Annotated in this window: 16 protein-coding genes; 6 read left to right on the top strand and 10 right to left on the bottom strand. The window is 37.8% G+C overall.

Features of this window, described 5'->3' with window-relative positions:
• A complete protein-coding gene (locus JIV24_RS00465; protein ID WP_200463023.1) occupies nt 1–1,761 on the bottom strand; it encodes an ATP-dependent nuclease in 1,761 nt (586 codons plus the stop codon).
• Nucleotides 1,762–2,540: 779 nt separating this feature from the next.
• Here JIV24_RS00465 and JIV24_RS00470 point away from each other — a divergent pair.
• A complete protein-coding gene (locus JIV24_RS00470; RefSeq protein ID WP_200463024.1) occupies nt 2,541–3,188 on the top strand; it encodes a hypothetical protein in 648 nt (215 codons plus the stop codon).
• Between the two features lie 490 nt (nt 3,189–3,678).
• Here the strand turns inward: JIV24_RS00470 and JIV24_RS00475 are convergent, their stop codons facing one another.
• The 3 genes from JIV24_RS00475 to JIV24_RS00485 form a co-directional block, all read right to left on the bottom strand.
• The gene (locus tag JIV24_RS00475; RefSeq protein ID WP_200463025.1) at nt 3,679–5,391 is read right to left on the bottom strand and encodes an acyl-CoA dehydrogenase family protein; all 1,713 of its coding nucleotides are present in this window, start codon (nt 5,389–5,391) and stop codon (nt 3,679–3,681) included.
• A gap of 150 nt (nt 5,392–5,541) precedes the next feature.
• Entirely contained in the window at nt 5,542–6,561 is a 1,020-nt protein-coding gene (locus JIV24_RS00480; protein WP_200463026.1) for an electron transfer flavoprotein subunit alpha/FixB family protein, read from the bottom strand.
• 89 nt (nt 6,562–6,650) lie between these two features.
• Entirely contained in the window at nt 6,651–7,523 is an 873-nt protein-coding gene (locus JIV24_RS00485) for an electron transfer flavoprotein subunit beta/FixA family protein (protein WP_200463027.1), read from the bottom strand.
• 363 nt (nt 7,524–7,886) lie between these two features.
• On the opposite strand from JIV24_RS00485, the gene JIV24_RS00490 reads away from it, so the two are divergent.
• Entirely contained in the window at nt 7,887–8,321 is a 435-nt protein-coding gene (locus JIV24_RS00490) for a methionine-R-sulfoxide reductase (protein ID WP_234445649.1), read from the top strand.
• Between the two features lie 64 nt (nt 8,322–8,385).
• Here the strand turns inward: JIV24_RS00490 and JIV24_RS00495 are convergent, their stop codons facing one another.
• On the bottom strand, nt 8,386–8,859 hold the full coding sequence (locus tag JIV24_RS00495) for a hypothetical protein (protein ID WP_200463028.1): 474 nt from the start codon (nt 8,857–8,859) through the stop codon (nt 8,386–8,388).
• A 199-nt stretch (nt 8,860–9,058) separates the two neighbouring features.
• Here JIV24_RS00495 and JIV24_RS00500 point away from each other — a divergent pair, with 199 nt between their 5' ends.
• Complete coding sequence (locus JIV24_RS00500; RefSeq protein ID WP_200463029.1) at nt 9,059–9,766, top strand: (Fe-S)-binding protein; 708 nt, start codon at nt 9,059–9,061, stop codon at nt 9,764–9,766.
• Between the two features lie 6 nt (nt 9,767–9,772).
• Here JIV24_RS00500 and JIV24_RS00505 read toward each other — a convergent pair whose 3' ends face one another.
• Together JIV24_RS00505 and JIV24_RS00510 are read right to left on the bottom strand one after the other, a co-directional pair.
• The gene (locus tag JIV24_RS00505; protein ID WP_200463030.1) at nt 9,773–10,534 is read right to left on the bottom strand and encodes a Rossmann-like and DUF2520 domain-containing protein; all 762 of its coding nucleotides are present in this window, start codon (nt 10,532–10,534) and stop codon (nt 9,773–9,775) included.
• Nucleotides 10,535–10,578: 44 nt separating this feature from the next.
• On the bottom strand, nt 10,579–11,076 hold the full coding sequence (locus JIV24_RS00510) for a hypothetical protein (protein WP_200463031.1): 498 nt from the start codon (nt 11,074–11,076) through the stop codon (nt 10,579–10,581).
• A gap of 125 nt (nt 11,077–11,201) precedes the next feature.
• Between JIV24_RS00510 and JIV24_RS00515 the strand changes: the two genes are divergently transcribed.
• A complete protein-coding gene (locus JIV24_RS00515; RefSeq protein ID WP_200463032.1) occupies nt 11,202–12,926 on the top strand; it encodes a mechanosensitive ion channel family protein in 1,725 nt (574 codons plus the stop codon).
• Nucleotides 12,927–12,929: 3 nt separating this feature from the next.
• Here JIV24_RS00515 and JIV24_RS00520 read toward each other — a convergent pair whose 3' ends face one another.
• The gene (locus tag JIV24_RS00520) at nt 12,930–15,323 is read right to left on the bottom strand and encodes a TonB-dependent receptor (RefSeq protein ID WP_200463033.1); all 2,394 of its coding nucleotides are present in this window, start codon (nt 15,321–15,323) and stop codon (nt 12,930–12,932) included.
• 168 nt (nt 15,324–15,491) lie between these two features.
• On the opposite strand from JIV24_RS00520, the gene JIV24_RS00525 reads away from it, so the two are divergent.
• The gene (locus JIV24_RS00525; RefSeq protein WP_234445650.1) at nt 15,492–17,261 is read left to right on the top strand and encodes a chloride channel protein; all 1,770 of its coding nucleotides are present in this window, start codon (nt 15,492–15,494) and stop codon (nt 17,259–17,261) included.
• A gap of 4 nt (nt 17,262–17,265) precedes the next feature.
• Here JIV24_RS00525 and JIV24_RS00530 read toward each other — a convergent pair whose 3' ends face one another.
• Nucleotides 17,266–18,309 carry a tRNA dihydrouridine synthase gene (locus JIV24_RS00530; RefSeq protein ID WP_200463035.1) on the bottom strand — a complete coding sequence of 348 codons (1,044 nt, stop codon included), beginning with the start codon at nt 18,307–18,309 and terminating at the stop codon, nt 17,266–17,268.
• A 14-nt stretch (nt 18,310–18,323) separates the two neighbouring features.
• On the bottom strand, nt 18,324–18,707 hold the full coding sequence (locus JIV24_RS00535) for a co-chaperone GroES (RefSeq protein ID WP_200463036.1): 384 nt from the start codon (nt 18,705–18,707) through the stop codon (nt 18,324–18,326).
• Nucleotides 18,708–18,994: 287 nt separating this feature from the next.
• Between JIV24_RS00535 and JIV24_RS00540 the strand changes: the two genes are divergently transcribed.
• Complete coding sequence (locus JIV24_RS00540) at nt 18,995–19,558, top strand: NUMOD4 domain-containing protein (protein ID WP_200463037.1); 564 nt, start codon at nt 18,995–18,997, stop codon at nt 19,556–19,558.
• Nucleotides 19,559–19,724 lie beyond the last annotated feature (166 nt).

Raw genomic sequence — 19,724 nt, forward strand, 5'->3', positions numbered from 1 at the left:
TTAATTTAATAGCCAATTTATACAATCCTGTATTTCAGCATGGTCATTTGGTAAAGTAGTAGTTAAACTATTTGTCTCAACTTGATTCACAAAATTGGCCCACTCAGATTCAGTTTTACTTTGAAGATTTAAATAAGTTTCAATTGTTCCTTTCTTCCAAATCCAAATGTTATGGGCTTGAAGCTTGGTCTTTAAATTATGTATGTTTACTTGCAAGTTTTGCTGACTTGCTAATAAAGCAAAGGCTTCTGCTGATGTCATAGAGCTATGTCTTTTCGTAGGCCAACCATTGTTTAGGTTTATACCATGTGCTGGTGCCAATTGAGCCATTTCATTTCTGCAAGCAACAATGTCAGGGTCATTATCTTGAAGATATCCATCTTCAACAGCCTGTGTAAAAGCGTAATCTAAATCCACAAGTGCCTTACAAGGTAAATCCATTACGGCCAGCACTTCTAAGGATTTCCTGGTATTCCCTGACCCTCCTTGAGAAACAAGTGCACATTTATTTAAGCCTAAAGTTCTTCCTGAGATCACTTCAATTAAAAAGGGAACTAATCTATTTTCTGTTTTACCCTCTGCTAAGATTACTCTTTCTGAAAACAATATGTTACTTGAATTGCTTAACGCAAACATAAGGGTCAATTGGTGCTGAGCATTTTGTTCAATTTGAGGAATTGCTGTCTTTAAGGAATTCCTCTTATGTGTACCTGCAACTTCGTTTTTTCTTATTAGTAAAGTATGAGCAATGTCTTTCTGAGTAACCATAAATGGTGAGTGAGTTGAAAATAAAACTTGATACCCTTGGGTGGAAAGAACTTTTAATGAGTTTCGTAGAATTTCGATTGCCTGAGGGTGCAGATAAAGTTCAGGCTCATCTATTAACAATAATGTTGTTGTAGTATTTTCATTTGCCGCAATTTTTAAGTCAGCCAAATGTCTCACAAGAGCCATCTGTATTGAGCGCTGAGCGCCATGACCAAGAGCGGATACGTCAGTTCCATTAGCGTTTTGATTTTCATAAACCTTTATCGTTCCTTTCGTAAACACCTCTTTTATTTCAGGAGTCGGAACATGAACTTTAACATTAATGTCAGGAAAGAATGCGTCAAGTTTAGTGTTAACATCCTGATCGAATTGGTTCAATTCAGAAGCTCGATTTACACCATCTGCATCCAGAACATCTTTAAGTCCTGTTAATACATTTCGAAGTTGATCACCATACTGTTGTTCTACTGGCCCAATAATTTCGGCTAACAACTTACCAATAGTAGTTCCCGATTTTGATTTACTTACATCTTCTTCTGAATTTTCCATAGCGCCAATATGAATTGGCTCTGGGAATAAGTCTTTTATAGCATTATCAATACCTGCTGGATTCAGTTGCCATTGTCCATCTGCAGGATTTAACACTTCCAATCTTATTTGAGCAGCTGTTGCATTTGGTGCAAGTTGAGTTCTTCGGATATTAAGTCGCTCATTGTCAAGAAAGGGTTCTATTCTTTGTCTATGGCTGTCCGTAATATTATCTAGAATATCATCATCAATGCCGTCAATAATGGCTGATATCACAACAGGGTTAACTGAATTATTAAAGTCGGTTTGCTTTAATTTACTTTTACGCAGAACCCATTTAATGGCTTCAATAATATTTGATTTTCCAGCATTATTATAACCGACTAAAGGGGTATAGTCAGAAAATTCAATTTCTTGTATTGACTTAAAATTTTCAATTGAAACTGAGGATAGTCTATGGCTCATGTTTAGGTATAATTATGCACAATGTTTCTCTAAACGGATGTATTTATTTCTTCTTTACGAAACTTAAAGGTGCACATTACATAACACAAAGCCAAGCATCGTGCACCTTTATATGTTAAATCGATAAGCTTTTAATAATCTTTTCTTTCAATCAATGATTCTTCATCTCTATTTAAAATAATTCTACATTATCATCAGCGCTGGACTTCCTGATTTTAACTTCATAATTTGCCCTGCTTTAATCAACTAATTTTTAATCTAAACTTTTAACCACTCCAATCATGAAGAAAAATCCGATTCTCCCCTCTTGTCAATTCCCATATGATATATTTCCATTATTTAATGGCACATCACCTGCTCCAATTGCTAAACAAGGTGATGTAAATGATATTTAAGCGCCATTTTTGATACCATCCCATTGCTAAATGGCAAATGACCATCTGGGAATGACACAAACCTCCTAAAAATGACAGATGAAGCGTCATCAAGTAGGCATTTGAGGAAATACGTCAGAAAAATGACGTCATTTTTTGAATTCAATCGATGAATTAGAATTTATGAGAGGTCTTTTGTCACTTAATTGAGGTGAAAAATCAAATAGAAGCCTTTGTCTGTCACTAATTTTAGGACATAAAAGAAAAAAAAGGCGTCAATAATCGTTTACTAAAAGTAAACCGGCAAAAACAAATGATAAAATGCGAGATATTAGCTGTTAACAGAGAACAAGATGCCCTAATCAATGAGACACAAATCGCCCTTAACTTTAATAATAGCGTAAAATGAACAAATTTATTGATGAATTAATAAGTAAAGCTGATGTGGCCCTCAGCAACGGTAAAGACCAGCCCGCTTTGGCTGCACTCTTACTCGAATATGGTTATACACCCGAAAAACTGGCAACAGGCGAAAGTTTGTGGAACCAGGCCAGATCGCTGAACATGGCTCAGCAAAAAGAAAATGGTGAGCAACTGGCTGCTACCGAAGCTTTGAACAAGAGCATTGATGCAGCCAACTCAGTTTACATGCCACACTTGAAGGTGGCTCGCATCGCTTTTAGAAATAACATTAACTATTGGGCTAAGCTTGCATTAAAAGGCAGGCGTCAAAATACACAATCGGGCTGGCTGGGCCAAACCAAAGTATTTTATACCAACTTATTAGACGACAATCTTGCCATCGATAAAATGGCAGAGTTCGGACAAACACGTGAGAAGCTTGAAGCCGGTCTGCAGCTGGTGCTAGGAGTCGAAGAGAACCTGGCCACCCGGAAAAAGGAAATGGGTGAGGCGCAAGATGCGACCAAAGCTCGCGACAAGGCCATCGATGAGCTGCAGGACTGGTATTCGGACTACATTGGAATAGCCCGTCTGGCATTGGCTGATCAGCCTCAGTATCTGGAGATGATGGGCATTATAAGTCCGTCGTAGTAACAATAGATCGTTAGATTCTAGACAATAGATATTAGACTTAATCTCAAGGTGCATAAAACTAATAGTTGTACAAATAAATCACTTTTGGAATAATCATTTAATACTCTATCACTTACAAAATCTTATCGAACAGATAAAAATAAAAAACACATGTCATATTAAACCTCGCATATCGTTATGGGCGATCGATATGTGGGGTTTGTTGTTTCTGTCTTACCCAACAAGGAAGTATACCTTTCAATTGACACCGATGTCATCGCTTAAAGCGATGACATCGGTAGAAACTAAGCGGATTAACATGGTGTGCCCCCTTCAGACCTGTGGCAAACTCCCACTGGGAAGCATTGATTGACATGGCGATTTCTTTGGTCTTGCGTCTTTTGTCTTAAGTCTATAACAACACCCTTAACTTCAGGTCCTCTTTATGGCATCAAAAAAGCGGCTACTCACAAAGGAATAGCCGCTTCATCATTATATCTAATCGCTATTAAGCGTTTGCTAAATCAGGCTTATAGAATCCAAGGTCGTCAATTGATGATTCAAAGATGAAACCAGCTTTCGCATGGTTATCAGCTTTTCCTCGTGCAATAAATATTTCAGCCGATGTTTTGAATTTATCATCACGCTGTGTATCGTGCAATAACAAGTAACCCATTACAATGTTACCAGCCATTTCAACCATACGACGCGCCTGGTAATCGACATACTCAAGGTCTTTAACAGCCACAACCGCTTTAACCGCACGATCGTATTCTTCAGTCATACCAATTAATGTGCGTCGTAAAGCATGCAACTCAGGCTTTAACTCCATCATTTCGAACTCACGAATACGGTCAAGATAACCACCTGTAGTAACACCACGAATAGCCGCTACAACCTGAAGCTGTGTTGTTCCTTCATAGATAGATGTGATACGGGCATCGCGATAGATACGCTCCACCGGATAATCTTTCATAAATCCTGAACCACCATGAATCTGTACTGCATCGTAAGCCAACTGGTTACTGTACTCCGATGTCATACCTTTCAATAGTGGTGTAAAGAAGTCAGCCAGCTTTTGGTAACGCTTCATTTCTTTACGCTCTTCCTTATCAAGCTTGCGCTCTTCTGAAATATGCATGTATGTTTTGTAAACATCTACGTATCGCGATGTTTCGTACAATAAAGTACGACCAGCATCTAACTTAGCCTTCATAGTTGCTAACATCTCGTATACGGCAGGGAACTGGATAATTGGCTTACCAAACTGCTCACGTTCTTTGGCATACGCCAATGCTTCGCGATAAGCAGACTCAGATACACCAATCGACTGAGCGCCGATACCTAAACGAGCACCATTCATCAAGGCCATTACATACTTGATAAGTCCCATCTTACGAGAACCTACCAACTCTGCAGGAGCATCTTTAAACACCAACTCACAAGTAGGCGATCCTTTGATACCCATTTTGTTTTCTAAACGACGAACGATAACCGACTGGTGAGCGCGATCGTATATAAACATGGATAAACCACGTCCGTCTTGCGTACCTTCTTCTGAACGAGCTAGAACGAGTGCAATGTGTCCATCACCATTGGTAATAAAACGCTTCACACCGTTTAACACCCACTTGCCGTCTTTCATTTCAGCTTTTAACTGCACAGCCTGAAGGTCAGAACCAGCGTCCGGCTCTGTTAAGTCCATCGCCATTGTTTCACCATTCGATACACGCGATAAGAAACGTTCTTTCTGGTCTTCATCAGCGAATTCGTTGATTGTTTCAGCACAATCCTGCAATCCCCAAATGTTCACAAAACCTGCATCGGCACGTGACACAATATCAGCAGCCATAATATAAGGTACGATTGGGAAGTTCAAACCATCGTATTTACGAGGTAAGGTGATACCCATCAAACCAGCTTTTACCAAAGCATCCAGGTTTTCCTGAGTACCTTTGGCGTAAACCACTTCATTATTTACAATCTTTGGACCTTCCTGGTCTACACTTTCGGCATTGGGCGCAACAATGTCGCCACAAATCTCACCTACAATGTCTAATACTTTTTCGTAGCTATCCATGGCATCTTCAAAGTCCATGGGTGCGTAATCGAATTTATCTTTATCAGCAAAATTGCGCTCTTTTAAAGCTACAATCTTCTTCATCAACGGATGCTCCAAATGGAACTTTAAGTCCGGGTTATCTGTGAAAAAATTTGCCATTTTGTTTTTTTATTTTGAGCCCCTTTCGGGAATCTGATCCAACATTTTTTTAATTATTAATGGTCAATTGTTAATGGTTAAATATTAATGATTAGTGATTAATTAATCATTATACATTCATCATTAATAATTTCTAATATACATTAACCATTACTTCGTGTTCTGCTTATAGAACTTAATTAACTTAGGCACCACTGCTCCTACATCACCTGTAATAACGTAATCCGCAATTTTATTGATAGGTGCATTTGGATCATTGTTAATGGCAATGATCATTGATGACTCTTCCATACCAGCGGTGTGCTGAATTTGGCCCGAGATACCACATGCAATATATAGCTTTGGACGAACAGTGACTCCTGTTTGACCAATCTGACGATTATGATCGGCATAACCAGCATCAACAGCAGCACGTGAAGCACCTACTTCACCTCCTAGTACGTGAGCTAATTCTTCTAATTGTGCAAAATTTTCTTTTGAGCCTACACCATAACCACCGGCAACAATAATAGATGAGTTTTTGATATTAACCTTTGACTTTTCCATGTGGCGCTCAATTACCTTCACCACTAAATCTTCAGGCTTCAATATTTTATCAACATCGATATTATTTACCTTGCCTTTAAAGTTAGCATCGTAAATCTCCTTCTTCATCACACCCTCACGTACTGTTGCCATCTGTGGGCGACAGTCGGGGTTAATGATGGTAGCAACAATATTACCACCAAAAGCAGGACGAATCTGATACAATAAGTTTTCGTATACTTTTTTGGCTTTTTTGTCTTCGTGAGGACCAATTTCCAGTGAAGTACAATCAGCTGTTAAACCACTCACTAAAGCAGAAGATACACGTGGCCCAAGGTCGCGACCAAAGGTAGACGCACCTAATAAAGCAATTTGTGGCTTCTCCTTTTCAAACAAGTTAACAATAACACTTGTGTGAGGTAATGTTGTATAAGGATCCAAACGCTCATCGTCGCCAATATGAACCACATCAGCTCCGTATGGATACAATTCTTTTTCAATTCCTTTTAAGTTGTGGCCTAAAATTAGTGCCTCCAACTTACAATTTAATTCGTTGGCGAGCGAACGACCCTTCGTCATTAATTCTAACGACACATCGGCTACCTTTCCCTCATCTATTTCGCAAATAACAAATACGCTGTTCATTTTTTCGAATTTAAAATTTAGTAACTAGTTTTTAGTCAGTGGTCAGTAGTAAATTACTACGCTCTATTATCTACTGACTAATCACTAATTTAACCTATTGTGTGGTTAGCAATTAAATCTTTCATTAATTCATCAATCTCCTCATCGGCAGGTGTTAATCGCTTGGCTTCTTTAGCCTGGAACACCACGTTTTCGATTTTCTTAACTTTTGTTGGAGAACCTGATAAACCTAACCAGTTAGTATCTGTTTCAATATCGTTAACACTCCACTCTTCAATGTTAAGATACGGACGATCAGCCGTTAGGTCGATGTAATCTTCTGTTTCGGCCTGACGCTCAGTAATCGTTTGCGCATGCTTGTATTTCATCAATAATTTGGCGTTACGCGGACGACAATCCGGTGCACTGGCATTAACAGTGATTACCCCGGGTAATGGCATTTCAACTGTTTCAACACCACGCTCTAAACGACGTTTAATGACGATTTTCTTTTTATCGGCCGAAAGAACTTCCTCGGCATATGTTACCTGTGGCAAGCCAAGTTTCTCGGCTACCTGAGGGCCTACCTGAGCAGTATCACCATCAATTGCTTGACGACCAGCGATAATTAAATCACATTTGGTCATTTTTTTAATGGCACATGATATGGCATAAGAAGTTGCTAATGTATCAGAACCGGCAAAGGCACGGTCTGTTAATAAATAACCATTATCTGCTCCTCTATATAAACCTTCACGAATTATATCGGCTGCACGACCGGGTCCCATCGTTAAAATAGTTACTTCTGTACCCGGGTATCTATCTTTCATCCTCAAGGCCTGCTCTAAAGCATTTAAATCCTCTGGATTGAAGATAGCCGGCAATGCCGCACGATTCACTGTCCCATCAGCTTTCATGGCATCTTTGCCTACATTTCGGGTATCAGGTACTTGCTTCGCAAGAACTACAATTTTTAATCCCATTGCTTCAATTTTTGGTAAAGAATTATTATCGGCTGACAAATATATAAAATCAGTCCAATTAACAAAGTTCGTCACATATAACTGACTAAAGGCAACTTACATCCTTTTGTCTAATTTTCACAAGCATAAACTAACACAAACCAAACACCACAAAAGGCCATACATCGCACTCATAATCTGCACAATAGTACTTTTTAATATTTATTATTGAATGCTAACAGTATTAATTTGGTAAACTGAACAAAAGACCATCACAATTGCTCTATTTATAATTAGTTTAAGTAAGCTTAGCGTAGCTAATTTGACAAGCGACCAATTTACTACCATATTAAGAAACAAGTCAATACTTAAATTACAAAAATTATGAAGTTAATTATTCTATTATTCATTGCGATTTTTAGCAGCAACGCCATGGCACAAGACAGCACAAAAATAAAACTCAACCCTTTAACTGAAGAAGAGAAAAGGGTAATCATTAATAAGGGAACAGAATACCCCTATACTGGTGAGTATACCAATCATAAAGCAAAAGGACAGTACATATGCAAACAATGCAATGCCCCTTTGTATAATTCAAATGATAAGTTTGATTCGAATTGTGGTTGGCCAAGTTTTGATGACGAAATTGAAGGTGCTGTGAAACGCCTACCGGACATTGATGGCCGACGAACAGAGATTATTTGTGCACGATGCAATGGCCATCTGGGTCACGTTTTTATTGGCGAAGGTTTTACTGACAAGAATACGCGCCACTGTGTCAATTCAATATCATTAAAGTTTGTGCCTGAGAAGAAGTGAGTACCATACATAAATAAAAGTCCCTATTAGCACATACTAACAGGGACAAATAAGTATAATTAGCTTATTTATTTTCATATGCTCTACGTTTTAATCCACAACAAACCTGATGATTGTTATAATGTGAACACAAATCATACAATGGACAATATTGAGGTAAATAATCGCACATTTCAATATCAACAATTTGATTTTCAACTGGAAAAACCTGATGATTTAGTGAAAGGCGTAAATGACCATATTTAATTCTGGCTGACACACAGCTTTCAAATATTGGGTTTAACCCGTGTGCTTTATATACCTCTATCAACTCGCCGACAACAATCTCCGCCTCATCATCAGTCAAATAATCAACATTTGGAAAGAAAAACTTTTCCATACCAATAAGTTCCGCCACTTTTATTCCTGAATGTTCTTCATTGTGGTACAAATCAAAACCATTCATTTCAGGAATTTTAAAGACCAAGGCTAAATTTTGTGTTGCACGTAACCTCAACTCCTTTAGATCTTCCAACAAGTGTTCTAAATACCTTTTCATCATTCCTTTTATTTACACCCACAACCTTCAACGTAAAAAAGCGCTTCCAGTTACAAAAAGGCGTGGTTAATATTTGATTAATTGTCAGATGGTTAAAACCACTTATTATGCCAAAGTGTAATATTTACAATTAATTGCCATTTGTTAACATCCATTAAGTGCTGAATATTAACTTTGTATTCTTTAAAAATGAAGGTGCATGAGAGTTGATTTATTTGTTCCGTGTTTTATTGATCAGATGTTTCCGAACACAGCATGGAATACTATAAAATTATTAGAAAAAGCAGGTTGCGAAGTGCATTACAACGACCAACAAACCTGTTGTGGCCAGCCTCTTTTTAATAGCGGAGATATTAAACACTCAAGCAAACTGGCAGAGAAATTTATCAAGGACTTTCCGCATGACAGGCCAATTGTAACACCCTCAGCTTCTTGTGCCGGATACATCAGAAAGCACTATTCATCTTTGGTTAATACCGAAGATGCCGAACGCTTAAAAAAGAATACATTTGAACTTACTGATTTTCTGGTTAATCAATTGAAGGTTGAAGACTTTAGCAGTTCATTTCCGCATACCATAACTTATCATGATGCCTGCTCGGCGTTACGAGAATATGGCTTAAAAGATGAACCACGCCAGTTGTTAAGAAATGTTACTGATTTGAAGTTAATTGAGATGCCAAAGCGAGATGAATGTTGTGGCTTCGGTGGTACCTTTATGGTAAAATATGCTCCTATATCTACCGCCATGACCGAACAAAAGGTTCAAAATGGGTTATCAACGGGTGCCGAATACATTGTTTCAACCGAAGCTTCATGCCTGTTAAACATCCAGAGTTATATCAATGCTCAAAAGCTAAATATCAAAACCTTGCACATTGCTGATTTATTAGCACATAATTTATAAGTCAACTCACTTCACCCTTTTTAGGATACTATCAGTTAGTAAACTATAAATTTCACTAAGCTCATCTTTATCGTGCAATAACTGCTGATGTTTATCGATTATCTTCTTATCCTTACGCGATGCGGGTCCGGTTTGAGTGGTCGTGGGCGATGCTTTTTGAACCTTAATTGCTGTTTCCATAATTAGTGGGTGCAACAAATCAAATGGTAACTGATTACTTTTCAATAACTCGTCTGCCAAACAATACATATGATTCACAAAGTTACAGGCAAATACTGCGGCAATATGAAGCTTGCCTCTTTGCTCTGAATCAGCTTTTAATACAACTTTACTCAGTGTACGCCCCAAATTGATAAGCAAATTGGTATTAGCATCAGAATTACTTTCAACTAAAACAGGGATGTTTGAAAAGTCAAGCTGTGCCTCCTTTGTAAAAGTCTGGAACGGATAAAAAACACCAAAATTCGTAAACCGAGACAAAGCATTCATCCCAACACTTCCTGCAGTATGCACCACCAGTCCGTTTACAAGTGGCATATTATTAATAACCTCAGATAATGCATCATCCTTAACCGATACTATGTATAAATCAGCATCTGCATCTAACTCATCAAGTTGACATACGGCTTTCGCTTCAAGCTCTTTCGCTACAAGCTCAGCATTATCCAATCGACGGCTATAAACCTGCACAATGCAATGCTTAGCTTTAAATAATTCTTTTGCCAGATGTGTGGCCACATTGCCAGAACCGAGTAGTACAATCTTCATATCGATTTCTTTTTAACAAAAAATACAAGCTGAGCTTTATAATATTACCGCATTCGATTTACAATAATGGATAAAACAAAAATAAGCAATGGATAAAAAAACGTAAACACACTATAACCAACAAACCAAACAAATGCAGCACTACTACCTCTAAATCCTACTGCAGTATTAGAAAATTCAAAATACCAATTATCGGCCAATATAAAACATACAAATCCCCAAAGCAGAGCATTTATAACACTTACCAATGCTAAAATACCCACTATCTTATTTCTTAGCCCACCATTTGTTTTTACGAAAGGATGCGATATAAATGCGAGTATTATCATTCCTAACCAAAAAAGCAGATTACCAATGGGTACTTGAATTTGGTTTAAAACAGGTAACATCAGCAAATCACTCTCTAATAAGAAAAAAAGAATAATTGCAACAATAAGAGCCAGGCCCGCCAGCCTTATGTATTTGGGGATCATAAAATGAGTCATGTAACAATGAAAATAAAAAAAGACAATCAAAACTACAGAAATATTATTTGTAAACATTCTAAAGGATACTTTTTGAGCGGATATTCATCGATTAATATTCATAGCCTTAGATTCAATCAAACATTCTAGTGCTTTTTTCTTAACTTTCTTTGCATAAATCATGAATATAAGATTAACCAACCATGACTAGATTTATTTGCATCGTCATTATTAGCGTCATTTATTATGCGGTTAATGCCCAAAAATCGGAGACGGATTCTCTATCTAAACTACACTATAAGCGAACCGTGTACCTCATCGATTCTCTCAAAAACGAACATCGTGTATATCCGGTCATCGTTAATAATGATACTGTTTTCAACATATACGAGAAAGTTAGCTCTAACTCAATGAGTGAAAGAGCATTATTGTGCCAACAAAGGGTTAAACAACTGCTTGAACGTGATTTTTTTTACCGAGACTCGTTAAAGCATGAAGACAGTCTGGATTTTATTCTGATTAAGTATGCTGACTTAACCATCACAGAATTTGGTGCAATCACCACTCAAAAATTAAGATCGAGCAATTCACAGGTTACCAAAGCCTACAAACGAAAAATCATCACATACCTTAAAAAGGAGCAAGCACAACTACTTCTTAACAAAACATATAAAGCATTAATTTACATTGGCTTATTCATTGTATTATTTATCACCATTCGATTTATATTCTCTTTTCTGCGGAAACTTATTGCTAAAAACGATAATCTGATATACCGTTTTACGCACTTATTGAAGATATACCAATTAAAAGAAGAGGACAAAGAACGGGCTGTTAATACTGTTTTAAAAATTTCGAAGTGGCTACATATATTAACCGTAGGCTTACTCATTTACTTTATGTTGCCAGCCATGTTGCGCATTTTTTATTACACAAAGTCAGTTGGCGACAAACTGATTAGTTATTTCCTGAATCCATTTATTGAGTTTCTACATTCAATCATTGCCTACCTTCCATCGCTCATTAAGATCATCATCACCATTATTATCTTCAGGATTTTCATGAAGTTGGTCAGCTTCTTTTTTAATGAATTAAAAGATGGCAACATTAAACTCTCCGGTTTCTATAAAGAATGGGCCACGCCAACCGGAAACATTATTAAGTTTCTGCTGTACGCCTTTCTGTTAACCATTCTGTTTCCACTATTACCAGGAGCCGACTCTCAAACCTTTAAAGGTGTTACTGTTTTCTTAGGCCTACTAATTTCACTGGGCTCTACATCGGTTATTGCCAATGGTTTAAGCGGTATAATCATGACCTACATGCGACCATTTAAAATTGGTGATCGGATTGAGGTAGATACCGTTACCGGCATTGTTGTTCAGAAAAACCTATTAATTACCAGAGTTCGTACTCCCAAAAACGTAATTGTTACCATTCCTAATTCAAAAATACTTTCGGGCCATAGTCAAAATTACACCACTGCAGCCGAACGCTCCAACCTCATCATTCACTCTACCATAACGATTGGCTATGATGTTGATTGGCGAACAGTTCATCAACTACTTTTACAGGCAGCTAAAAACACCGATGGATTAATTGAGCAAATAGGAAAAGAAACGTTTGTGCTGCAAAAGAGTCTGGATGACTATTACGTTGCCTATGAAGTTAATGCCTATACTGCAAAAGCTGACAAATACATTATAATTCAATCGGAGTTACATAAAAACATATTAGAAGAATTCAATAAAGCCGGTGTTGAAATTATGTCACCTCATTACCGTGCGAATCGCGATGGAGAAGCGATAGCTATTCCTGACAAAAGCCAATCTGAAACGCCACTCCCAACAGCAGGTAATGATGAGAAACCAATGGACATCAATGAAAAAATAAATAAGAAAGCTGAAGAACAAGACAAAGAAGCTTAGAGTTTAAAACTCAATCATCAGACCAATCGTTGGTAAAACAGTCCCTGAAGTCGAATTCAATTCTTTCAACTCATAACGCTGCTCTTCGATGGGTGCTCCCGGGTTGATTATTATTGGCTGGTTATTGTCATCCAATACCTGAATAAGTTCAGGTGCCTGCTCAGCTTGTTGATTGTAAAGGTTTTGAATATCAAGGTAAACGCCCAATGTCATCTTTTTGAAATACCAGGTTTTATCAACACGTATATCAAGCTGATGGAAACTAGCCAGACGTTGAGTATTGAACTGCGAATAATCGAGATATTGTCGATTTTGTGCATCCCATGCTTGTACAAGTGACGACTTTTCGAAGTCGTAGGGTGTATAAGGTAATCCACCAACAAATCGCCACTTAACTCCAACATCCCAGTTTTTACCAAAGCTTTTATTACCCGTAAAAGTAAACAAGTGCTTACTGTCCCATGATGATGGCACATATTTATCTTGCCAATCAGTAAATTCACTGCGCACATAGGTGTATGCCGCAATCATGTTAAAACCATTATTTGTACGCGTACGAACCAGTAATTCTGCTCCCCAGGCTTTACCCTTGGATGTGGAAGTTACTTCTTCATCACCAAAAATGCCAAAATCACCTCCCTTACTGGCCATTGATATAGAGTCTTGTACCGAGAATGGGTAATCATCATAAATCTTATAAAATCCTTCCAGTGTTACACGTGTGCGTTTATTTGGCCTGAACTCCAAACCTCCCACTAAGTGATCAGCCTGTAAGTATTTTATACCATTGGTTTTATTCAGTAATTCCCCTTCATTATTTCGGTAACCAAAGGTTGTGTATGCCGGCTGTTGATAGTAACGTCCTGCGTTCATATTTAAATATACATCGGGCAACAGCATATACGAAGCTGCCAGGCGCGGACTAATTTGTTCCCACATCCTGTTCATTTGTGATGAATAAGAGTTGGCATCCATTCGTAAACCGGCAGATAGTGTCAATCGATTATTAATAAAAGGATGTGAAACAGAGCCGAACACCGACCATTTGACAAAATCAAGCTCCGATGAATAATTAACTTCTGTAGGTTCATCATCTTCATAGATTTGATTGTAGGTTCGGTTTTGATATTGAACATACTCTGTACCTGCACCAATATTAATTGTAAAATCGTTTGGGCGTGCAGTATACTCTACTCTGAACTTATTTTCAATTTCATCCGAGGAATAATCTGTTAATAAATTCTCTGGCGTTTCAACATTATCCTTATACTTATAAACCTCATTATTAAGATGGTTCCGACTGAGGTAAAACGACAAATAACTCCGTTCCAAATAATGTTTGTAGGCCGCTCCTATCGTATAATTCCACTGATTATTAACGGGCAGGTAGTTCAGTATGTAATTGTTCTCTTCGGTCGGTTCAGCATTTTCATTTAACTTGAATTTATCAATAGCGCCTACTCCTAAAAAGGTAATTTCATTCTTTTCATCGATACGCGTTTTGGTTTTAAACTGAAAATCGGTGAATGTTGGCAAAAAAGGCAGACCTAGGGCATCAAAAAGAAACTGGAGATAAGACCGTCTGACTGATGCTATCATGCCTGTTTTTTCACTTAACGGAGCAGTTGTTGTTAAGGACAATTCAGAGGCGCCTAATGTACCCTTAAAGTGTGGCTTATCATCTCGAACATCAATTTGCTTAAACTCAAAAACCGAACTAAGCGCATTACCCTTGGAAACAGGAAATGCACTGGAATAAAAATCAACCTCACGAATAAAATCCACATTCAAAATACCTACCGGACCACCCGATGCACCTTGCGTTGTAAAGTGGTTAAGGTTAGGTATTTCAATACCATCAATAAAAAAACGATTTTCAGAAGGCCCACCTCCTCTTACAAACAAATCGTTACGGAAGGTACTGGCACTACCTACACCAGGGAAAGATTGTAAAACTTTAGATATATCACGATTCGCTCCTGCACTTTTTTCTATCTGATCAATTCCTATGCGTCGCAATGAAACAGGTGCTTCTGGTCGTACCACATAAGGCGAAGCTGAGACCTTTACCTCATCAAGATTTTCAGAAGTGGTTTCTAAGCTTATTTCAATATAATTTGTACGTATGTGAGAAACTGAAAACTCCTCGGTAACTTTTGGCGTGTAGCCTAATGATGACAACTGCAACTGAACAAAACCAGCCTCGATATCATTGAATTCAAAACGACCAAGAGTGTCGGATATTGTTCCTGTTGTTGTTTCAAATATCACAATATTTACAAAAGGGATAGGTTTATTGGTGTAGACATCCTTTACTACTCCCTTTAAACTACCAGTTTGAGCTAAAGAAACAGAACTAATTAGTAATATTATATGGGCAAAAATAAGGCGATTCATTTGTTTAATCTTTTATCAATACACTTTAAACACAATTCTATCTAAAAGGTTTAGACTTTTAAAGCTTGCATTACTTTTTTACACTATCCAATGAAGGATTCGGACTTCAGGAATACAATAAAGTTAAAATGTACATTTTTTGTTACCTTGCTAGTTCAATTAGTTGAAATGAATCGAAAATCCCTCTTCAGGCAGTTTTTAGTATGGCGTTTGAGACATGTTAGCAATCGTCAGTTCATGATGATACTAAGTGTTTTAGTAGGCATTGGTGCCGGATTAGCAGCAGTCGTTATCAAAAACTCTGTTCATTTTATCAGCGACTTGGTCCACCAACTCACGCAAAGTAGCAGAGGCTATTTGTACCTTATTACGCCATCAATAGGTATATTTCTTTCGGTTTTATTTATCAAGTATGTTATAAAACGTCCTGTAAGACACGGTATTCCCAATGTGCTTTATGCCATTTCTAAGAATCAGGGGCAGATGAATCGGCACAATATGTTTTCATCGATTGTTACCAGTGCCCTAACAGTTGGCTTTGGTGGTAGTGTCGGGCTTGAGGGACCTACAGTTTCTACCGGAGCTGCAATCGGCAGTAATATCGGGCAATTATTTCGTTTAAATTATCGTCAAATAAAACTTTTGTTAGGTTGCGCTTGTGCTGGTGCAATGGCGGCTATTTTTAAAGCGCCCATTGCTGCAATTGTATTTGCCCTTGAGGTAATCATGCTGGATTTAACGCTGGCCTCACTCGTTCCAATATTAATGGCATCTATCTCAGCTGTCGTCACGTCCTACCTGTTAATGGGGCAAGAAGTTGTATATCCTTTCAAGGTGACCGAAACCTATGAAATGATTGACTTAATTTACTATGTAATACTTGGTGTTCTGGCAGGTTTTGTTGCAACTTATTTTACACGCATTTACATACTCATTGAGCATTGGTTTGAGCGGTTTCAGCGGAGCAGAGTACGAATACTTGTTGGCGGTTTGTTATTAGGGGCACTCCTATTTTTCTTTCCATCACTATACGGTGAGGGCTATGAATTTGTCAACCAAGCACTAGCAGGCGATGTTAGCCATGTTTTTGATAATTCCATTTTCGACTTTTTGACCGATAACTTTGCTGCAATGGCTTCGCTACTTAGTATTATTATATTGCTAAAAGTAGTAGCCGCATCATTAACCTTTGGCAGTGGTGGCGTAGGTGGTATTTTTGCGCCAACATTATTTATGGGCGCTAACACAGGTTTGTTATTTGCCACCATTGTAAATAAGTTAGGCATTCATCAATTACACGTCCCTAATTTTGCCTTAATTGGCATGGCCGGATTAATTGCTGGTGTGCTACAAGCACCATTAACTGGCATTTTTTTAATCGCAGATCTATCCGGTGGTTACGAAATGTTTTTACCACTAATGGTTACAGCCACCGCTTCATTTGCCACCACAAAAACATTTGAAAAACACTCGGTTTATACCCACCAGTTGGCTAAGCGTCGTGAATTGATAACGCATGATAAAGACCATGCAGTACTCACCATGATGGAGGTTAAAAACCTTATTGAAACAGATTTTGCGAAGATTAAACCTGAAGCGACCTTAGGTGATTTAGTAGAGGTTATCTCAGAAGCTCATCGTAATTTATTCCCTGTTGTTGATGACGAAGGACAGCTGCATGGCATGATAAAAATGGATGACATACGGAAAATCATCTTTAAACCAGCCCTTTATGATTCCACTCTGGTGAAAGACTTAATGTATATGCCGGCATATTATATCAGTCCGGATGATACAATGGAAGACCTGGTAGAGATGTTCCGAAAATCAAGTCGATTTAACATTGCTGTTATCGACAAGGGCAAATACCTTGGTTTTATTTCACGAGCCAACGCATTTACCGCTTATCGTAATCAGTTAAAAATGTTTTCGGAGTAATCGTTTACTCATTCTCACTTGCTATTCGACGTGCCTCTTGTTCGATCATAAAATCGTTAAGAATAGACTCAACCTCATCAAAACCGCTCGTTTCCATCAGTTGGGCTCGTAACTGAACTGCACCTGGGAAACTATTGGTATAAATCTTAAAGAAGCGTTTTAAAATGGCCCAGGGCTTTACTCCTTTCCAGCTATCGGAATACAATTTGGCATGCAATCTTAGGGCCTCAATACGCTCCTCCATAGAAGGACTGTAAGCCGGATTATAAAACCAAGGATTATGAAAAATACCACGACCAACCATTACGCCATCAACACCATACTCCATCACCTTGTCTAAGGACTCTTCAATCGACATGACATCACCGTTACCCAAAAGCTTTATCTTCGGGTTAATCTGATTACGTAGTTCCACAGCTTTCGCTATCTCATTCCAGTCAGCTTCGCCTTCCGACATCATTTTTTGAATTCGCCCATGCACTATAACAGCATCTGCCTCAGACTGAAGCAGGTTCGAAATCCAGGATTCTGTTACCACAGATTTAAAACCAACACGTGTTTTTACACTTAATGGCAGGTCACTTGCTTCGTGCACAGCAGTTATTATTTCACGAGCAAGCTCTGGAGTGTTAATCAATGCTGAACATGCGCCTTTTTTAATGATATTCTTCATCGGACATCCCATGTTAATGTCAATACCATCAAACGGCGTCTCATTGGCTATGTATTGAGCTGTCTTATAAAACTTCTCCGGATCAGTTCCCCAGATTTGAGCCACCAACTTAACGTTGTGCTTTTTTGCCAATTCCAGCTCACTATCGTTAACATGAAATCGATGCACAACTTTATCTTTTCCAACCGGATGACAAAAACCATCAGTTGATAAAAACTCACTAAATAGCAAATGTAAATTACCCGGACTTGACAATCGCATCACAACCTCGCGAAAAACGGTATCTGTCACATCTTCCATTGGAGCCAATGCCCAAACAGGTCCTTTGCTTTCTTTCCAGTAATTTGCTCTGTTGGTTATTATTTTATCTCCCATTATCATCACCTTCCTTAATCAAATAATCCTTCATCTCGAATGACCATTAACACGGCCGATTGAGATACAATAATATACTTTTCTTTTTTATACTCTATTTCATAACCTCCACTCTGAAGGTAAATGGCCAAATCTCCTTCTTTGGGCTGTAGTGGCACATACATTACCGCTTCATCACGCTGTTTCCAACTCTCATCACTATCATTAGCAGCCGGAATCGGATATCCGGGACCTACTTTAACAATATAGCCACTGTGCACCTTCTCTTTTTCTTGCACACTCGGAGGAAGGTATAAACCTGATTTGGTTTTACTTTGTGGCACCTTAGGTTTTAACAAAATCCTATCTCCAACTAAAATAAACTTTTCAAGTTCCTTATCATCTATACCTAACGACATTGTATTAATATTTTGCCTGCAAAGATATGAAATTGCGTTAAAGTAAAACTATTATTTTGCACCTACTATGCCTCTCTAATCGTTAGCAATATTGGACTTAACTTTTTTTAACAAGACTAAAACACAACTAGATATTGAATTGCAGAAACCTTTTTCATACTTTTGCTGTTACTTTTTAACAGTTAGTAGAATATCTCTACATTTAACATTCACAGAAAAAAGTAACTACATAACTAAATGTATTGGGTAACATTAATCTATTATTTCAACCTTTAACCTAAGGAGCAATGAAACCAAACATGAATGAGCGTAAGCTTAGAAAAATTGAAGATGAACAGTGGAAGGAGCTTACGTTCACTGATAAGAAATACGAAATAAGCAATTATGGTCGTATTAAAAGTTATTGTTACGATAAAGTTGACGGACGTATCGTTAAATTAGGTAACATTAAAGGCTTTTACAATGTAAGCCTGCGCGTTAAAGGACAAAAGAAATCCTTTTTAGTGCATAAGTTAACTGCAGAGTATTTTGTTGATAAAACAGCAGATGATCAGGATGTAGTTATTCACCTGGACTGGAACAAGCAAAATAATTACATTTCCAATCTTCAGTGGGTTACTAAAGCAGAAAGTTACAAGCGCATGCATAAGGTTTTACAGGAAGCGCGTAAGAAAGCAGGTAAAGTTGTAACCAGCTCTAAATTATCGAAAGATGATGTGGCCGTTATTAAAGGCATGCTTGAAAAAGGTGTGAAACAGAATTTAATAGCAAAACTCTTCTGTGTAAGTGAAATGCAGGTAAGCCGAATAGCAAGAAAAGAAAACTGGCCTGAAATTGAGCCAAAAATGTAATTAGAACTCAATGTATAAGATAGAAAGAGGAGGTTATGGCTTCCTCTTTTTTGGTTTTAACAAAGAAGAGGAAGGCTATTTAATGATAAGTTAATTCCATCATTCTATTAAGATTCGTTAAAAATCAAAGCGTAACACAAGTACATCGATATAATTGTGTTAATTT

The sequence above is a fragment of the Carboxylicivirga marina genome, assembly GCF_016612505.1.
GTDB lineage: Bacteria > Bacteroidota > Bacteroidia > Bacteroidales > Marinilabiliaceae > Carboxylicivirga > Carboxylicivirga marina.